General features: G+C 49.7%; 14 protein-coding genes. 7 read left to right on the plus strand and 7 right to left on the minus strand.

The features are described 5' to 3' along the window. The coding region (locus tag E1189_RS25430) for a hypothetical protein (RefSeq protein ID WP_230460323.1) at positions 1–191 on the plus strand (191 nt) is incomplete at its 5' end. 145 nt (positions 192–336) lie between these two features. Here the strand turns inward: E1189_RS25430 and E1189_RS10685 are convergent. The 4 genes from E1189_RS10685 to E1189_RS10700 form a co-directional block, all read right to left on the minus strand. Further along, positions 337–738, minus strand: a complete 402-nt coding sequence (locus E1189_RS10685; protein ID WP_155160172.1) for an MFS transporter — start codon at positions 736–738, stop codon at positions 337–339. A gap of 169 nt (positions 739–907) precedes the next feature. Further along, the gene (locus E1189_RS10690) at positions 908–2419 is read right to left on the minus strand and encodes a peptide MFS transporter (RefSeq protein WP_329601979.1); all 1512 of its coding nucleotides are present in this window, start codon (positions 2417–2419) and stop codon (positions 908–910) included. A 365-nt stretch (positions 2420–2784) separates the two neighbouring features. Further along, positions 2785–3807 carry an oxygen-dependent tRNA uridine(34) hydroxylase TrhO gene (gene trhO, locus E1189_RS10695; protein ID WP_329601980.1) on the minus strand — a complete coding sequence of 341 codons (1023 nt, stop codon included), beginning with the start codon at positions 3805–3807 and terminating at the stop codon, positions 2785–2787. 88 nt (positions 3808–3895) lie between these two features. Then, entirely contained in the window at positions 3896–4789 is an 894-nt protein-coding gene (locus E1189_RS10700) for a hypothetical protein (protein WP_155160177.1), read from the minus strand. 266 nt (positions 4790–5055) lie between these two features. Here E1189_RS10700 and E1189_RS10705 point away from each other — a divergent pair, with 266 nt between their 5' ends. From E1189_RS10705 to yihG, 4 genes are all read left to right on the plus strand, one after another. Continuing rightward, positions 5056–6414, plus strand: a complete 1359-nt coding sequence (locus tag E1189_RS10705; protein ID WP_155160179.1) for an ABC1 kinase family protein — start codon at positions 5056–5058, stop codon at positions 6412–6414. Between the two features lie 73 nt (positions 6415–6487). Then, positions 6488–7519, plus strand: coding sequence for a potassium channel family protein (locus tag E1189_RS10710; RefSeq protein WP_196221371.1), 1032 nt, complete (start codon positions 6488–6490; stop codon positions 7517–7519). 2 nt (positions 7520–7521) lie between these two features. After that, positions 7522–9633 carry a phosphate acetyltransferase gene (gene pta, locus E1189_RS10715; protein WP_155160183.1) on the plus strand — a complete coding sequence of 704 codons (2112 nt, stop codon included), beginning with the start codon at positions 7522–7524 and terminating at the stop codon, positions 9631–9633. Between the two features lie 266 nt (positions 9634–9899). Beyond that, on the plus strand, positions 9900–10787 hold the full coding sequence (yihG, locus tag E1189_RS10720) for a 1-acylglycerol-3-phosphate O-acyltransferase, YihG family (protein ID WP_155160185.1): 888 nt from the start codon (positions 9900–9902) through the stop codon (positions 10785–10787). 66 nt (positions 10788–10853) lie between these two features. Here yihG and E1189_RS10725 read toward each other — a convergent pair whose 3' ends face one another. The 3 genes from E1189_RS10725 to E1189_RS10735 are packed head-to-tail and all read right to left on the minus strand — an operon-like array spanning position 10854 to position 13820. After that, complete coding sequence (locus E1189_RS10725) at positions 10854–11507, minus strand: YiaD family glycine zipper/OmpA-like lipoprotein (protein ID WP_155160187.1); 654 nt, start codon at positions 11505–11507, stop codon at positions 10854–10856. Positions 11508–11516: 9 nt separating this feature from the next. Beyond that, on the minus strand, positions 11517–12173 hold the full coding sequence (locus E1189_RS10730; protein WP_155160189.1) for an MBL fold metallo-hydrolase: 657 nt from the start codon (positions 12171–12173) through the stop codon (positions 11517–11519). Between the two features lie 24 nt (positions 12174–12197). Further along, positions 12198–13820 carry an NAD+ synthase gene (locus tag E1189_RS10735; protein ID WP_155160192.1) on the minus strand — a complete coding sequence of 541 codons (1623 nt, stop codon included), beginning with the start codon at positions 13818–13820 and terminating at the stop codon, positions 12198–12200. Between the two features lie 208 nt (positions 13821–14028). Here E1189_RS10735 and E1189_RS10740 point away from each other — a divergent pair, with 208 nt between their 5' ends. Then, positions 14029–15600 (plus strand): sensor histidine kinase, encoded by a 1572-nt coding sequence (locus E1189_RS10740; protein ID WP_155160194.1) that lies wholly within the window; start codon positions 14029–14031, stop codon positions 15598–15600. A 35-nt stretch (positions 15601–15635) separates the two neighbouring features. Then, positions 15636–17036, plus strand: a complete 1401-nt coding sequence (locus E1189_RS10745) for a sigma-54-dependent transcriptional regulator (protein WP_155160196.1) — start codon at positions 15636–15638, stop codon at positions 17034–17036. Positions 17037–17042 lie beyond the last annotated feature (6 nt).

A 17042-nucleotide genomic window follows, 5' to 3' on the forward strand; every position in this document is an offset into this window, starting at 1 on the left:
AACCACTCAGCCCGGTGGATACACTGGCACTTGCTGACGGGGGCTTTTCCCTCCAAAAATGGTACAGCAGTTCGTCATCCGTAAAAGGCTTTCCGGTGGAAGGATTCGTTTTCATCGCCATAACATTTGAAGAGCTAATCAAACAAAAGGCGAAGAACAACGACAGAGCTCGTACCAAACCACGCATGTGATACATGATGAAAGACTCCAAATATGGAACCCACCAATATAGACAATGCATGAAGGGACGGCCTGTTTCGCAATAAAACAATAGAAAAGCCCGGTCGTGTAATAGCGACCGGGGCTTTAAGGGAAGATGAGTGTAGCCAGAGAGAGTTAAACGACAGTTGCCAGCTCTGCACCCTCACCAGCTTCAATGGCCTTACTGCGGGCCAGCATCTTGCTGATAACTCTGGACAGCAGCAAAGTTACAACAGCCATGGCCAGTGCCAGGTAACCCAGATTGTAGAAGAAGGAACCGTATGCGTTCTCTACAACGTCAGTGGTCAGAGTGATGTCGCGGGGCAGTGCAATGCGGGTGGAGATAACCGCCGCAAAGATACCGGACAGGGACAGGGTTACTGAGCGCAGGCCAACCGCAAAACCGGACAGACGCTTAGGCACCATCTCGACAATGAAACCAGCACCCAGGGCACCCACAATGCGACCACCCGCTAAAACAGCGACATAAATCAGTACAAAAGATACGGCAAATACTATCCCCGCAAATTCCTGCAAATATTGATCTGATACCGATAAAAGTGAGGAGTAAACGTTCTTTTCAAAATGGAAGGGTTTTACTGAAGAGATAAAAACATCGCCCTGTTTTTATGAATATAGGCCATGCCATCTATAAAAAAGCCCAACCATGGCAGGCCGGGCTTTCAATGATTTTTCAGATCAGGAATTAAGCAGTTTTCGCTGTGAGCTCACCAGTATTCTGACTTTCTTCAATCTGTTTACTGCGGGCAATCATCTTGCTGATAACTTTGGAAAGACCCAAAGTGACCACAGACATACCCACTGCCAACATGCCAAGAGTGTAGAAGAAACTGCCGTAAACGTTCTCAACAACCTCGTGTGTCAAAACAATATCTTTGGGCAAGGCAATGTGGGTGGAAATCACCGCCGCAAAAATACCGGACAGAGAGAGAGTTACCGCACGCAAGCCAACGGCAAAACCAGACATACGCTTTGGCACCATTTCAAAAATAAAGCCAACACCCAGCGCTCCAACAATCAATTCAGCAATAGACTGGAACAGGTGAACCATCACAATCCACTCGGGAGCAATTTTCCCATCAGCTCCGATATGACCAGTCGACATGCCCAGAAGAGTAAAGGCGATCGCAGAGAAAATGAAAGCCACTGCAAACTTGGTAGGGATAGACATATGAATGCCTTTTTTCTCAAGCCAGGCGTATGCATACATCATGGGTGCGCCCATCACAAAGCACCAGAGAGGGTTAAACGCGGCATTAGATTCTGGCTTGATGGGAATAAAGCCAAGAATTTCGCCACCCATCATATTGATGGCATACAGGTTCATGGAGGTAGCCATTTGACCGTAGTAGAAATAGAACGCGATCAGGATAACCATGAATACAAGCACAGAACACATCTTCCAGCGTTCAACAGCACTGGCTTTAAAGGTCTCAACAACGAAGTAAAGGATAGCCAGCACACCAACGCCATAAAGGAGATTCTTACCCTGCTCCAGGTTATCAAAAATCCAGTACACCGCGCCCAGCATGGCTATAGACGCAACAATAAAGCCAACCCATGTCATCAGAGGAACGGGGCGCTTATCAACCTTGTTACCCACTTCAGTAAGTTGACGACGGAAGATAAAGAACAAAACTACGTTAATCAGCATCAGCACCATGGAGATATAGAAATTTCCCTGGTAACCGTGATAAACGATAAAGAACGGGAACACGTAGTGAGCAATAAATGACCCCAGGTTATTAATGGAGTAGTTGATTGTCAGTGCCTGCTGGAAAACATCACGCTTATCGGCCGCAAAAGAATGACCAAGAAGAACAGTCGGCCCGGCAGCAGAAAGCCCCCGCGAGTAACCAATTAAGGCAATGGCAAAAATACTCATTTCTATATTCAGTTTGCTGGCGCCTATACCCAACAACAGGAAGCCGATACTGTAAAATATATAACCAATATAAACTGAGCGGAATGAACCAATAAATCTATCGGCAGCGAGGCCACCCAGAACAGAGAAGACAGGGCCTACAGCACCGAAGGCACCCAGCATCATCAGGGTATCCACCTCACTGTAGTTTAACTCTTCAAGAAAAAAGCGTGTTAAGAGAACATAGACACCGTAAAACGATGCTCCCCAAAGCATTTGTCTCAGGATCAAGACTTTAGCGGTTAGAGAGAACTGACTTTGTGTTTTTCCCACCAGAAACTCCTTAATAGACAAAAACCCTAACACTCTTCCCGAGCGTTGTTTAAAGGGCGCGTGTGCCTCGTTTCTGGTTTAACTGGCAAATGCCAATAAGGAAAAGCTGTTATTAAAATAAGTATCCAGACCATTGCTTTCCCGTGATGGTGGTGAAAGTAATGATTTGGAGCCTTAAGTACAAACCACGAGGCGATACTCATTTAAGAGAAGCCTCAAAGTATCACCACTTATTCGATTTTGTATTGATCTGATACAGCTTCCGCAAAAAAACTGCAGATTTTAGCAACCCTCCTCGAAAAGAGCAGGCATCATACCGAGTTTAAGCAGCAGATACCGATTAAAAATCAATCAAAACACCTACACTACTCTTTAACTTTCTTCTTCACTTTTTTCTGCGTATCTCTATGTTCTTTTTTACTTTTCCGCTTTAAATTTATGCACTCAGAAACGCCCGCCCCTATGTGGACTTCCTCACGCATTTCTGCCAGACGCATCTGTTTCTCCCGCTCCGAGAAACGTTTCTTTTGGGAGTCGGTTAAACGGTCATAACAGCGGGGGCAGCTCACACCCTGCTGATACTTCTCGCTTTGTTTATCTTGCTCGGTAATTGGCAGACGGCAGCCGTGACACTGGTCATAGCTACCCGGTTCCAGCTGGTGATTCACCGTGACCCGATCATCAAACACAAAACACTCCCCCTCCCAGAGCGTCTCTTTTTGAGGCACGTCTTCCAGATATTTGAGAATACCCCCCTTGAGGTGGTACACCTCTTCAAAACCCTGTTGCTTCATAAAAGCCGTGGATTTCTCACAGCGGATACCGCCTGTGCAGAACATGGCCACTTTTTTATGGGTGTTTTTATCCAGGTTGGCTTTTACATACTCAGGGAACTCACGAAAGGTTTCAGTATTGGGATTCACTGCGCCTTTAAAGGTGCCCACCTGCACTTCGTAATCGTTACGGGTATCCACCAGCACAACATCCGGATCGCTGATCAGGGCATTCCAGTCTTCAGGCTCCACATAGGTGCCCACTGTCTTGCGAGGATCAATACCCTCCACCCCCATAGTCACAATCTCTTTTTTGAGTTTGACCTTGGTACGTTTGAAAGGCAGCTCATTCACATAAGATTCTTTTCGCTCAATGGGCTTAAGGCGCTCATCCTGTTCCAGCCATGCCAGCAACTGATCCACGCCCCCACGAGAACCGGCCACTGTACCGTTAACCCCTTCCTGAGCCAGCAGCAGTGTGCCGTGAATGCCCAGCTTTATCATGGTTTCAAGCAAAGGCTCCCGGAGTTCCTGATAATTATCGAGAGTTACAAACTTATATAAGGCGCAGACCACAACCTGAGGCGTGAAGCCTGCGTTCTGTGAAGATGACACTTTCTTATCCTTATTAGCCAACTGGCGATTTAGCGTGTGGCAGGCATTCTAGCAAAAGTGGGCACCCTATTCTTCCGGAACACTTGTTTTAGTGTTCCGCAGGGAGACTGCCCTGTGTGCCGAATCTCCGTCCACCACAGCTACTCCCTGTAAAGGTATCTTCATCAGAGGAATCCGTGTTACTGGAGCTGTCGCTGGGGGAACCATACTGGGGAGATCTCTGGATATGATGCGTTCGTTTCTTCTTTTTACCCTTTGACTCGCTCTCGGTTTCTGACTCTTCTACGTGACTGCGGGACAAATCAGGTACAGACTGGAAAATCAGCTTTACATGACCATCACCACTCTGCCATGTAAAACTGCGAGGTTCATTTTTTACAACTCCATAGAAATCATCCCATACAAAGGAATTGGCAGGTGTTTCTTCCCCTGCATCGTCAGATGACCTGGCTGCCTCCTCACACATCGCTTGTTTCAAGTCCCTCAGGTCTTTCATGCTGCCCATATTCCTGACGTCGTTCTGCATTTGACTGAAATTTTCCTTGGCGACATCGCGATAGTGATCCAGAGATTCCTTTGATAACTGTGTACCCGATTTAACAGGTGCAATCTGAATCTCTTCCCCTGTTCCCTGAAGAACAACGGTAATTGTAAAGCCACATTTTTCGGCCACAGAGGGGTCATCCAGACTCTTCAGAACCAACTCGAGCTGGCTATAAGCCCATTCCCGATTAACCGTCTCCCGCACATCCTTTGCCAACTTATCCATACGACTTTCAGGCTGAGTCTCCCCATGGTGGGAGACATCCCAGTCACCACCAGACAAAGACTTGGGCGGACATGACGAATGCTCAAACTCATGCTGGTAACGTGTAAAATCAGGGGATGGAACGCTGGAACGGGAACAGCCCTCCTCATTATCTGAAGCGGGTACAGAGTGAGCAAAGTGGGTTCTGGAGTGTCCGGGTGCTGGAGTGGCCATAGGAGTTCGTCCTTAATGTCAGGAATTTCATTATTTGACCGCATGTCAGGCTTGAGAGTTCCCCAACGCTATCTAGCCCGAAAGTAGAATACTCTCATAGCCACGCCAGTAGCGGTGAGACACCGCATCGTAGGCTGAGAGCAGAAGTCTCTTCATATTTTGAATAAAGAGTGGGAGTAAAGAGAAAGAAAAATAAACGGACGCCACTATACAGGAAAGCGCTGGTCGCTCATCATCCGCAACAGGGAAACAACAATACAAAACCTATGAAAGACCACCACGGCAACCCCATTGTCTCACGGATAAAAACCGGCAGTATTGAACGACGCCTCCATCTTGCCTCTGCTGGCCTGATGGCTGGTGGGCGAATGGTCACTCACTTTGCCACCGGCGTGTTCTCCAGCAAAGACAAACGACAACAGCGTAACCGGGACATGCAGTCTAAACAGGCAGCCTACCTTGTGAACGAGATGGGCAAGCTGAAGGGCAGCGTGGTGAAAATTGGCCAGATGATGGCACTGTATGGTGAACACTTTCTACCACCAGAAGTCACTGAGGCTCTCCATGGTTTTGAACATCAGACCACGGCTCTGAAGTGGCCTGTAATTCGTAAAGCCATAAAAAAAGAGCTGGGGGCAGAGCGTTTTTCAGAACTCAAAATAGAGCGCGTGCCCATTGGAGCAGCCTCCCTCGGTCAGGTTCACCGGGCTACCCGCCTGAGTGATGGCAGGCAACTGTGCCTGAAAGTGCAATACCCCGGCGTGGCCAATGCAGTAGATTCTGACTTAAACGGCGTTGCCCGCCTGCTTCGCCTCACCCGTATGATTAAAGCCACCCATCGATTTGACGAGTGGCTGGAAGAGATTCGCACAATGCTTCATCGGGAAATTGATTACCTCGAAGAAGCGCGCACGACCCAGCGTTTCGCCGCCCGCCTGAAAAACGACAACCGTTTTATAGTGCCCGAAGTGTTTCCGGAATATTCCACCCAGAGGCTGCTTACCACCAGCTACGAGCCGGGGCTGGAAGTCACCAGCGAATCAGTACAACAACTGTCACAAGCCCGCCGCAACCATCTGGGCTCCCACCTCCTTGAACTGTTTTTCAAAGAGATGTTCCAGTGGCATGAGATTCAGACAGACCCGAACTTTGGCAACTATCGCGTACGCTTGAAAGAAGACAGCGGCCAAAAACAGGATGCTCTGGTGCTCTTGGATTTTGGAGCAGTGAATCAGTACCCGGATGATACTATGAACCACATTAACGGGGTGATTTCCGCCTCCTGGCACAACCGCCCTGAGCATATTATTCAAGGGGCCAAAAATCTGGCCTTTATCAGTGAAGAAATGCCGGAAGAAATCGGAAACGACTTTGCCAGGCTCTGCCGGATGATGATTGAGCCGGTGCTCAGTGGCCGCTATCTTTGGAAAAGCAGCGACTTGCCCCATCGTATTGTGGTTAAGGCCTCAAAGTCGGCCATCAGCCGCTACTTTGAAGTGCCACCGAAAGAGTTCCTGTTTCTCAATCGTAAGCTGATGGGAGTGTACACCTTCCTGTCGGTAGTGGATGCACGTATGGACAGCAGTAACACGCTACAAAAATATCTTGATAAGATACCGGCATAACAAACACATCCTAACAACGAGAGGCCACTGCATGAATTTCCTTGTCAGGGCATTCCTCAGAATCAATTTACATATGCTGCGGCTCAGCTGGTCGGCGCTGACCATCGCTTTTGTTGCGCACTTTGTTCTTTCCTGGTCATTTCTTGTTATGGCTCAGGAAGTACACCTTACGCCCCCAAGAGCCTTTTACTACTTCTATGTGGTCACTGCCTCTACCGTAGGGTATGGCGATCTCTCACCTCAATCAGAGTTAGGGAAGCTGATTGTCAGTCTGTTCGTTATTCCCGGAGGCATCAGCCTGTTCGCCACGCTGGTCGGAAAAATAACCACAAAGCTTGTTGAAGCCTGGAGACAAAATATGAAAGGACAACTGGACTTCAACGGCCAGCTGCACGACCACCTGATTATCATGGGCTGGCACGAATATAGTACTCATCGGATGATTGAGCTGATTTTTGGCGACATAAACCGAAAGAAACGAGCTGTTGTGCTGGTCTCCTCCCGGGAGATGGAAAATCCTGATCCCAAGCGTATTCACTTTGTTGCGACCGCCAATCTCGCTTCAGATGATGCATGCCAGCGTGCAGCCGTGAAAGACGCCAGCCGTATAATCATCACAGGCCATAATGATGAAAATACACTGACAACGGCTCTTAAGCTCATTGCTACCGGTACAGACGCCCATATCGTGTGTCACTTTGATAATCCAGATAAAGCTAACCTCCTGAAAGCCCATGCACCTCAGGTAGAATGTCATATCAGCACCACCACCGAAATGCTGGTGCGCTCAGCACAAGATCCGGGTTCCTCCCGTGTACAAAGCCAGCTTTTGAACACCCTGAGCGGGCCAACCCAGTTCAGCATTCAGGTGCCTGGCGAATTCACCGGTTGCACATTCAAAGACATCATCACCTACTTTAAAATCAATAACGATGCCCTTGCCCTGGGAATAGCCGATAGTGCTCATGGAAACGATCTGGTACTAAACCCACACGGTGATCACCCAATTCATGCAGGGCAACTCGTGTACTACATGGCCAGTGCCCGTGTATTACCCAGCGAAATCAATTGGCAGATGTTGGCAAGAGGCTTCACAGGAGCATAGCCATGCATATTTTCTATATCACCCCCACCAGCTATGGGGCGGGTTTGACATCGGTTTCACTGGGGTTAATCCGTGCACTTGAGCGGGTGGGTTTACAGGTTGGTTTCTGTAAACCTGTCGCCCAGCAGTATGCGTCTGACAATACGCTGGAGAGCGGCCCTGAACGCTCCACTCACTTTGCCCGACAAACCCTGCACCTTGAGCCTCCTGAGCCACTGTCGTTCGAGCATGTGGAAGACATGCTCGGTCAAAATCGTCGGGACGATGTACTGGAAGAGATTGTCAGTCTGCTCAACAAGGCTGGCGGAAACAACACCGATGCAATGGTGGTGGAAGGCCTGACGCCTACCCGTAATACGCCGTGGGTGACCCGTTTTAACAGTGATATGGCCCGCACACTCAGCGCTGATGTATTGATTGTGTCCCGTGCTGATGAAAACACCCCTCGGGAGTTGGCAGACCACCTGCGCATCAGTGCCGACAACCATGGGGGCGTAAGAAGTCCCAATGTACTGGGCTATATCCTCAACAAAATGTCGGCAGAGCTAGTCGAGCGATTTGGCAGCACCCCCGGTAACTTCAAACCTCTTCCGAAAATGCCGGTCAAGAACTTCCCGCCCATTGCTCATATTCCCTGGAGCCCGGAACTTTCTGCGCCCCGCACCCGGGATATTTGCAATTGCCTGAACGCCACCATTATTAATGAGGGTACTATCGACACCCGCCGTGTTGCTCGCCGTATTCTCTGTGCGCGCTCTTCGGCCAAAATCACCCAACATCTCATTGCAGGCACCCTGATTATTGCCCCAGGAGACAGGGACGATATCGTGATGGCTACCTGCATGGCAGCCAGCAATGGTGTTCCACTGGCAGGTTTACTGCTTACCAATGGTGAGAAACCGCCGGAAGGTATTCTTCGCTTATGTCAGCCCGCCATATCGGCCTCCGGGCTTCCGGTGATGCTGACGGAAACCAATTCCTACGACACTGCTACACAGTTGGACAGGATGAATCCTGAAGTGCCAAAAGACGACATCGAACGCATGGAAAAAGTGATGAATACCGTAGCGGAGCATATCGACATAGAAAAGCTGCGTGCCCACTGCGGTGAACCTCATAAGAACTTCCTCACCCCTCCTGCCTTCCGCTACAAGCTGATGGAACGGGCACGAGGGGCAAGAAAGCGGATTGTGCTCCCTGAAGGAGAAGAACCCCGCACGATTCAAGCAGCTGTTATCTGCCAGGAGAAAGGCATTGCCAACTGTGTACTGCTTGGAAATCCAGAGCGAATTCAAGAGCTTGCACGGGGTCTTGATGTCACCCTGCCCGATACTCTAGTCATTATCGAGCCGGAATCTATCCGCCGTAAATACATCGCTCCCATGGTAGAACTGCGCAAACACAAGGGCTTGAAAGACGCCATGGCGGAAGCCCAGCTGGAAGACACTGTTGTGCTTGGTACCATGATGCTGGCGCAGGGGGATGTGGATGGTCTCGTATCCGGTGCGGTACATACGACGGCCAATACCATACGCCCTGCCTTCCAGTTGATTAAAACCAACCCTTCTGCTGGCGGACTAGTGTCGTCTGTCTTCTTTATGCTGCTGCCGGATCAGGTGGTTGTATACGGCGATTGCGCGGTAAACCCCGACCCTAATGCCGAAGAGCTGGCAAATATTGCCATTCAAAGCGCCCGCTCTGCACAAGCCTTTGGTATTGAACCCCGGGTAGCAATGATCAGCTACAGCACAGGGAAGTCTGGTCAGGGCTCCGATGTGGAAAAAGTGCGGGAAGCCACTCGCATTGCAAAGGAAAAAGCCCCGGAGCTGTTGATTGATGGCCCGCTCCAATACGATGCGGCCGCCATCGCCTCCGTTGCTGTCAGCAAAGCACCGGACAGCCCGGTAGCTGGCCGCGCTACAGTGTTTGTATTCCCGGATTTGAATACCGGAAATACCACCTACAAGGCAGTACAGAGAAGCGCAAATGTGGTGAGTGTGGGACCACTGCTACAAGGTTTAAACAGACCTGTGAATGACCTCTCCCGGGGGGCATTGGTGGATGATATTGTCTACACTATTGCCCTGACTGGCATTCAGGCATCTCAGGAATGAGATGCCTCCACTGAAGACACCTAAGTACCCGGACCATTGCTTTCGCATAATGATGGCGAGTGGATTTTTTCGCTCTTCAAGGACCAACGTCGGGAACGCAGCCCGCTACGTGATAAGAGTTGTGACGCAGCAAGGGCGGAAAAAGACGCCGCCAGACTATGCGAAAGCAATGGTCCGGGTACTTATAGCCATGTAACAAAAGTCATCAGATAATCCGGGCAGTTTTTGAAACAATAATCGCCTTGGAAAATCATAACGAGGTTTACATGCTCCGCTTTTTGCCGCCACTCCTGCGTGGTGTCATCGCCAGTCTGTTATTAGTTGTCAACACATTGCTTTGGGCTGTTGTTCTCTTTGCTCTTGCTCTGCTAAAGGCTGTTGTGCCCATAAAAGCTATACAGGTACTCTGCAATAAAGGGTTGGATGGCATTGCGTCTGCCTGGATCAACAACAATAGCAACATACTCTCCCTTTGCAGCCCAATGCAGCTCAAAGCTACAGGTTTTGAAGATGTTTCTCTGGATCGCTCCTATCTGGTAACCAGCAATCATCAATCCTGGGCGGATATTGTTGTGGTGCAGACGCTGCTGAACAAACGCGCTCCCCAGCTCAAGTTCTTCCTGAAAAAAGAGCTGATATGGGTTCCGGTACTAGGGCTGTGCTGGTGGGCACTGGACTTTCCGTTTATGCAGCGTCATACCAAAGAGTACTTGAAGAAACACCCTGAAAAAAAGGGCCAGGATCTGGAAACCACCCGTAAAGCCTGCGAGAAATTTAAGGATCGCCCGGTATGTATCTACAACTACCTTGAAGGCACCCGTTTTTCAGAAGAAAAGCACAGGCGACAGCGGTCACCTTACAGACACCTGCTGAAACCCAAGTCCGGCGGTGTGGGTTTTGTGGTAGGCGCAATGGGGCACAATATGCCTTACCTGCTCAACATCACAATCAAGTACGAAGGCAAGGTACCGGATTTCTGGGATTTCCTCTGCGGCCGCTGTCCAAGCGCTACTGTGCATATGGAAACTATCGAAATTCCCAAACACTTCGTTGGAAAAAGTTATATGGAAGACCGAGGGTATCGGGCTGAGATTCAGGGTTGGGTCAATGGCATTTGGGAAGAGAAGGATCAGATGCTGGAGAAGATGAACTAAGCTATTCCTGAATAAAACAGGCGTTCACACATCATGTGAACGCCCTATTCGCAAAGAGAAACCGAATCACCCGACGGGCGGTTTCAAATCAATCTCAACCCGACGATTCTGGGATCGCCCCTGAGGTGTTTTATTCGTTGCAATCGGCTGACTCGAACCTACGCCATAAGCGCTGATACGGGTTCCGGACACACCCAACTGCTCCAGATAAATAGCTACATTTTCCGCACGGGCCTTTGACAGCGGCATATTGATTCTCGCCTCACTACCGGTGGAATCAGTGTGGCCAGTAATCACAACAGGGTTTTCATTGTAATTCTTCATAACACGAGCCACAGAGCCAAGCACGGGATAAAAGCTGGCTTGAATTGTCGCCTTGCTGCTATCAAAGGTAATATTGCCGGGCATAACCAGCTTCAGGTTGTCACCATTACGAACAACCTGAACACCGGTGCCTTGCAGCTCATTGCGCAGTGCTGTTTCCTGACGATCGGTATAAGCACCGTATCCTGCACCCGCTAAACCTCCCAGTGCTGCACCGGCCAATGCACCCTCTTTACCGTTGGCGGCGGCACCAATTAGTGCTCCAGCTAACACGCCAATGCCACTGTATTTTGTGGATTTAGCGGTTTGCTGTTCCCCTGTATACGGATCGGTTGTCTGACAGCCTGCGAGAATTGCTCCGGCTACAGACAGTGCAATGATTCGTTTTTTTATCATAAGGTTTTACTACACCCCTCTGATTACCATATTTTCACGGACTTCCTCACCAATTGTGGTGTCAGGGCCATGACCTGCAACCACAATGGCCTCTTCGTCCAGAGTGTATAAACGGGTACGGATTGATTTCTCAATCGTACTGTAATCGCCACCCCACAGGTCGGTACGACCAATAGCGCGGCGGAAAAGGGTATCACCGGCCACCAGCAGTTTTTCATCCCCAAACCAGAAACTCATGGAGCCAGGGCTATGGCCGGGGGTGTGCATGGCTACGCCATCACAACATGGCAGTGCTTCGTCGTCTTTCAGCCAGGCATCGGGATCAGGAACAGGCTTATAGGGCACGCCGAACATTTGACATTGAATTTCCAAGGCATCCCACAGGAACTTATCTTCCTTGTGCAGATGAATAGGTGCACCGGTTTTCTCCTTCAGCTCACCACTGGCCAGGAAGTGATCCAGGTGTGCATGGGTATGAATCAGTGCCACAATCGTTAAACCATGGGCCTGCACACGCTGGAGGATCAGGTCAGCATCACCGCCCGGATCAATTACGATACCTTTTTTGGTAATCGGATCGCCGATAATAGTGCAGTTGCACTGCAGCGGGCCGACAGGGAAGGTATCGCGGATCATAGCGGGCTGCTGTTGTGTATCGTCAGTCATATCAACATCCTTTTTCTGCAGCCGTTACAGGCCGGGGCGCCAGCCGTTGGTGATGGGGTAGCGGCGGTCTTTGCCGAAACCACGGGAAGTAATGCGAGCACCCACCGGAGCCTGACGGCGCTTATATTCGTTGATATCCACCAAACGTAGGATGCGATACACCTCATCCCGGTCGTAGCCTTGCTCTATAATGGCTTCTGCGCTCATATCCTGCTCGATATACATCTCCAGAATCGCGTCGAGAATATCGTAAGGAGGCAAGCTGTCTTCATCCACCTGATCCGGTGCCAGTTCGGCAGAGGGTGGGCGATCAATCACCCGCTGGGGGATCACATAGGACAAGGTGTTTCTGTACTCAGATAAACGAAAGACCATGGTCTTCGGTACATCCTTCAGTACATCAAAACCACCGGCCATGTCGCCGTACAAGGTCGCATAGCCCACAGCCATTTCACTCTTATTGCCCGTGGTGAGTACCAGATAGCCTTTTTTGTTGGAAATCGCCATCAGCATAACGCCACGGCAGCGAGATTGCAGGTTCTCTTCAGTGGTATCGCGCCTGGTGCCGGCGAACTCATCGGAAAGCGTCTCCATAAAAGCATCATACATACCTTTAATGGGCAACTCTTTGTAGCTGACCCCAAGAGCATGGGCTTCTTCTGCAGCATCATCTTTACTGATTTGAGCGGTGTACTGGAAAGGCATCATAACCGCTTCTACGCGATCCGGGCCAAGGGCATCTACCGCCACAGCCAATGTCAACGCAGAATCGATACCGCCAGACAAACCGAGTACCACACCTTTAAAACCGTTCTTGTTGACATAATCACGTACGCCAACAACAAGGCTGTCGTAAATACGGGCTTCAAGAGATTTCAGAGGCGCCTGCTCGCCAGAAAGGAAGGCACCGGTCTGTTGATCGAAGTCGGCAATCAGCAAGTGCTCTTCATGGGTAGGGGCAGAGGTGGCAATTTCGCCATCCTTGTTCATCACGAATGAGCCACCGTCAAAAATCAACTCATCCTGACCACCCACCTGATTGACATACACGACAGGAACATGACTTTCCTTGCAACGCTCGCGCACTATGTCATGTCGTTCACCCAGTTTATCCATATGGAACGGGGAAGCGTTGAGGTTCAGAATCAGCTCAGCACCCTTCTCTTTCAGAGCTGCGGCCGGATCTGTAAACCAGATATCTTCACAGACTGTCAGGCCGACTTTCACGCCTTTAGCGTCATACACACCGGCCTCTGTACCGGGTTGAAAATAACGCTTCTCATCAAAAACCCGGTAGTTAGGCAGATGCCACTTGGTGTGGCTGGCGATAACTTTGCCATCACGCACGACAACTGCCTGATTCTCCAGCGCTGTACCATTACGCACAGGTACACCAACAACCAGATCAATGCCTTTTACATCGGCCAGAATGGCCAGCGCCTTTTGAATACGCAGATCCAGACTCGGGCGTAACAGCAGATCTTCCGGCGGATATCCACAGAGAGTCAGTTCCGGGAACACAATAATATGGGCACCGTGCCGGGAGCTGGCTTCATTGGCAGCTTCAACAATACGGCGGGCATTTCCCTCTATGTCTCCCACCAGCATATTCAGCTGGGCAAGGGCAACGCGCAGAGTCGCAGCCATGGACACCTCAAAATCAGATACAAATGGTGGGTATTCTATAAGTTATTTCAGCTGTTTACAGTGCTGAGTTACCCGAAAGACACCTCTTTTTGTGATTGTATAGTCAACTTTGTGCAGGGCGATATTCACGACAACCAGTGGGGTGTGTAAAATCAGTAACAATTTCAAAAACATAATAACTGTTAATAAAAGCAATAAGGGGAAGATTTTGCCTCCCGAGCCGATGTCCGCCGATCGCGTTTACAACCTTTATAACAGTTACCGATTCCTGCTGGCCGTTTCTCTCTTTTTGGTCATTCTTATTCCTGAATCTCCACTTTTCTTTGGTTCTGTAAGTACCCGATATGCAGTGGCTTACTGCGGCGTATATTTGCTTCAGTTTGTTGTGACCTTTCTGCTGTTCCGATCCCGCCCCAGTACAACGGCTGTATTTGGCATTGCGTTTTTAGATATTTCCCTGATCTGCCTGTTGCTGCTGCTGGGAAGACAACAGGATAACGGCCTCACCACCCTGCTTTTTGTGCCCATTATCATAGGCAATATTTTGATACCAGGTCGCATCGGGGTTTTACTGGCAGCGATGGCTTCCATCTTCCTGATGTTTATCAGCTATTACACCGATTCCATCGGCCTGTTTTCCCAGCATATTGATGTGGGCTTGAAAGGTACGCTGTTCTTCGTCACTGCCCTGCTCATGCAAAGTTATAACCAGCGCTTGAAAAACACCGAAAAAACGGCACAGCTCAGCCAGAGTCGCGCCATAGATTTACAGAAACTCAGCCAGCGCATTATGCAGCATATGCGCACCGGTATTGTGGTTATTCGGGAACCGGATCAAGTGGTTATGATGAACGATGCTGCTCATCTGATGCTTGCCACTCAGACAGATGAGGGGGATTTGGATACGATTTCCCATCAGCTGCAAATCGCCTACTGGCAGTGGAAGGAAAATCCAAACCTGCGTCAAAACAGTTTCCGTGCAACACCTGACACTCCCGATGTGCAGCCCAACTTTACCCGCCTGGCCTATGAAGCTGATGTTTATGTACTGGTTTTTCTGGAAGACAAAGCCACTATGTCCCAGCAGGCACAACAACTTAAACTGGCAGCACTGGGCCAGCTTACCGCCAGTATTGCCCATGAGATCCGCAACCCTCTTGGCGCTATCAGTCATTCGGCACAGCTACTGTCAGAATCAGAAAATCTCGATAAGCACGATCAGAAACTACTCAACATCGTGCATAAACACAGCCGCCGGATGAACGACATTATCGAGACAATTCTGCAGCTCTCCCGTAAAGAACAGTGGAGCCCGGAGCTACTTGATGTGAACGATTGGTTAAACCAGTTTATCCGCGAGGAACACTTTTCCGGCTTTGACAGGCCCAAAATCCAGTTTAAGCCTACCAGAAAAGAGCTACTTGCCCGTTTTGATACCAAACAGCTGCATCAGGTTATTATGAATATTTTCCTGAATGGCTTGCGCTACAGCATGCAGAAAACAGGAACTGCTTCACTGATGATCAAAACTGGCGTCAACACATCGGGGCATCCGTGGCTGGAAATTATTGATCAGGGCCCCGGTATTCCTGTTCATCAGGCAGGCAGCGTATTCGATCCGTTTTTTACCACCGACAAAAGCGGCACTGGTCTCGGCCTGTATATCAGCCGGGAGCTGTGCGAGGCAAATCAGGCCAGCCTTGAACTGCTTTCAACTAAAAACGACGGCGGTTGCACATTTAGAATATCTTTTGCTCACCCGGGTAAACGCATTGAGTGAAGATGATTTAGGATAAAATAATAAAGGAAGCAGATATGAATCCTCCACGCGTTCTGATCATTGATGATGAACCCGATATTCGGGAGCTTCTGGAAATCACTCTTGGCCGCATGAAGCTGGATACAGAGGCTGTGACTACTGTCGCTGAAGCGGAACTCCAACTTAAGAGTGGATCTTTCGACCTCTGCTTAACAGATATGAACCTGCCCGATGGCAATGGTATTGAGCTCGTTCAATTCATTCAGCAACACTGCCCCCAAACGCCGGTGGCTGTGATTACTGCCTACGGCAGCATGGATACGGCCATTGCCTCTTTAAAAGCAGGTGCTTTTGACTTTGTATCCAAACCTGTAGAGCTGCCCCGCCTGCGAGAGCTGGTGAATCAGGCTCTCAAACTTTCCCAGTCTGAAAAGAAGGCTTCCAGAATTAAGATGCTGGGTGAGTCGGCCCCCATCCACAAACTGAAACAGCAGATCAGCCGCATCGCCCGCAGCCAGGCTCCTGTCTATATAAATGGAGAGTCCGGCACGGGTAAGGAAGTTGTAGCCAGAATGATCCACGAACAAGGCCCCCGGGGAGATCAGCCCTTTGTGGCAGTGAACTGTGGTGCCATTCCTTCTGAGCTGATGGAAAGTGAATTCTTCGGTCATCGCAAAGGCAGCTTTACCGGCGCAGTGAATGATAAAACCGGCCTGTTCCACGCTGCCCATGGTGGCACATTGTTTCTCGATGAAGTGGCCGACCTTCCCCTGCATATGCAGGTGAAATTATTACGAGCCATTCAGGAAAAAAAGATTCGCCCCGTGGGCAGTCAGCAAGAAGAGGCTGTTGATATTCGGATTTTGAGTGCAACCCACCGAGACCTGGCCCATGAGGTTCAGGAGGAGCGCTTCCGTCAGGATTTGTTTTATCGCATCAATGTCATCGAGTTGAAGGTGCCTCCGCTTAAGGACCGAGGGGAAGATATTCTTCTTTTAGCAGAGCATTTTTTAAATCGGCTTGGGGATGAGTGTGATATTGAGCCACCGGTGCTTTCTCAAGAAGCAAATCATGCCTTGTTACATTATTCTTATCCGGGAAATGTGCGGGAGCTGGAAAATATTCTGGAGCGAGCCTTTACCCTGTGTGAAAACGATACCATTATGCCGGCAGACCTCTACCTTAATGAGGAGGCACAAATTCAGCCGGAACAGGATAGTGCAACTGAACAGCCACAAGGTGAGAGGAAACACACTCCACCACCTAACTTCGATAGCCTGGAAGACTACCTCGAAGGCCTTGAGAAACAGGCTATTCTTCAAGCACTGGAAACCACTCGCTGGAATCGTACCGCTGCAGCCAGGCAGTTGGGAATTACATTCCGTGCACTGCGGTACCGGTTGAAGAAGCTCAACCTGGATAGTCCCGAACATGTAGCTGAGGCCGTTGCTGAGTGATGACTC

Origin of the sequence: Parendozoicomonas verongulae (assembly GCF_009711465.1) — a bacterium.
Classification (GTDB): Bacteria; Pseudomonadota; Gammaproteobacteria; order Pseudomonadales; family Endozoicomonadaceae; genus Sansalvadorimonas; species Sansalvadorimonas verongulae.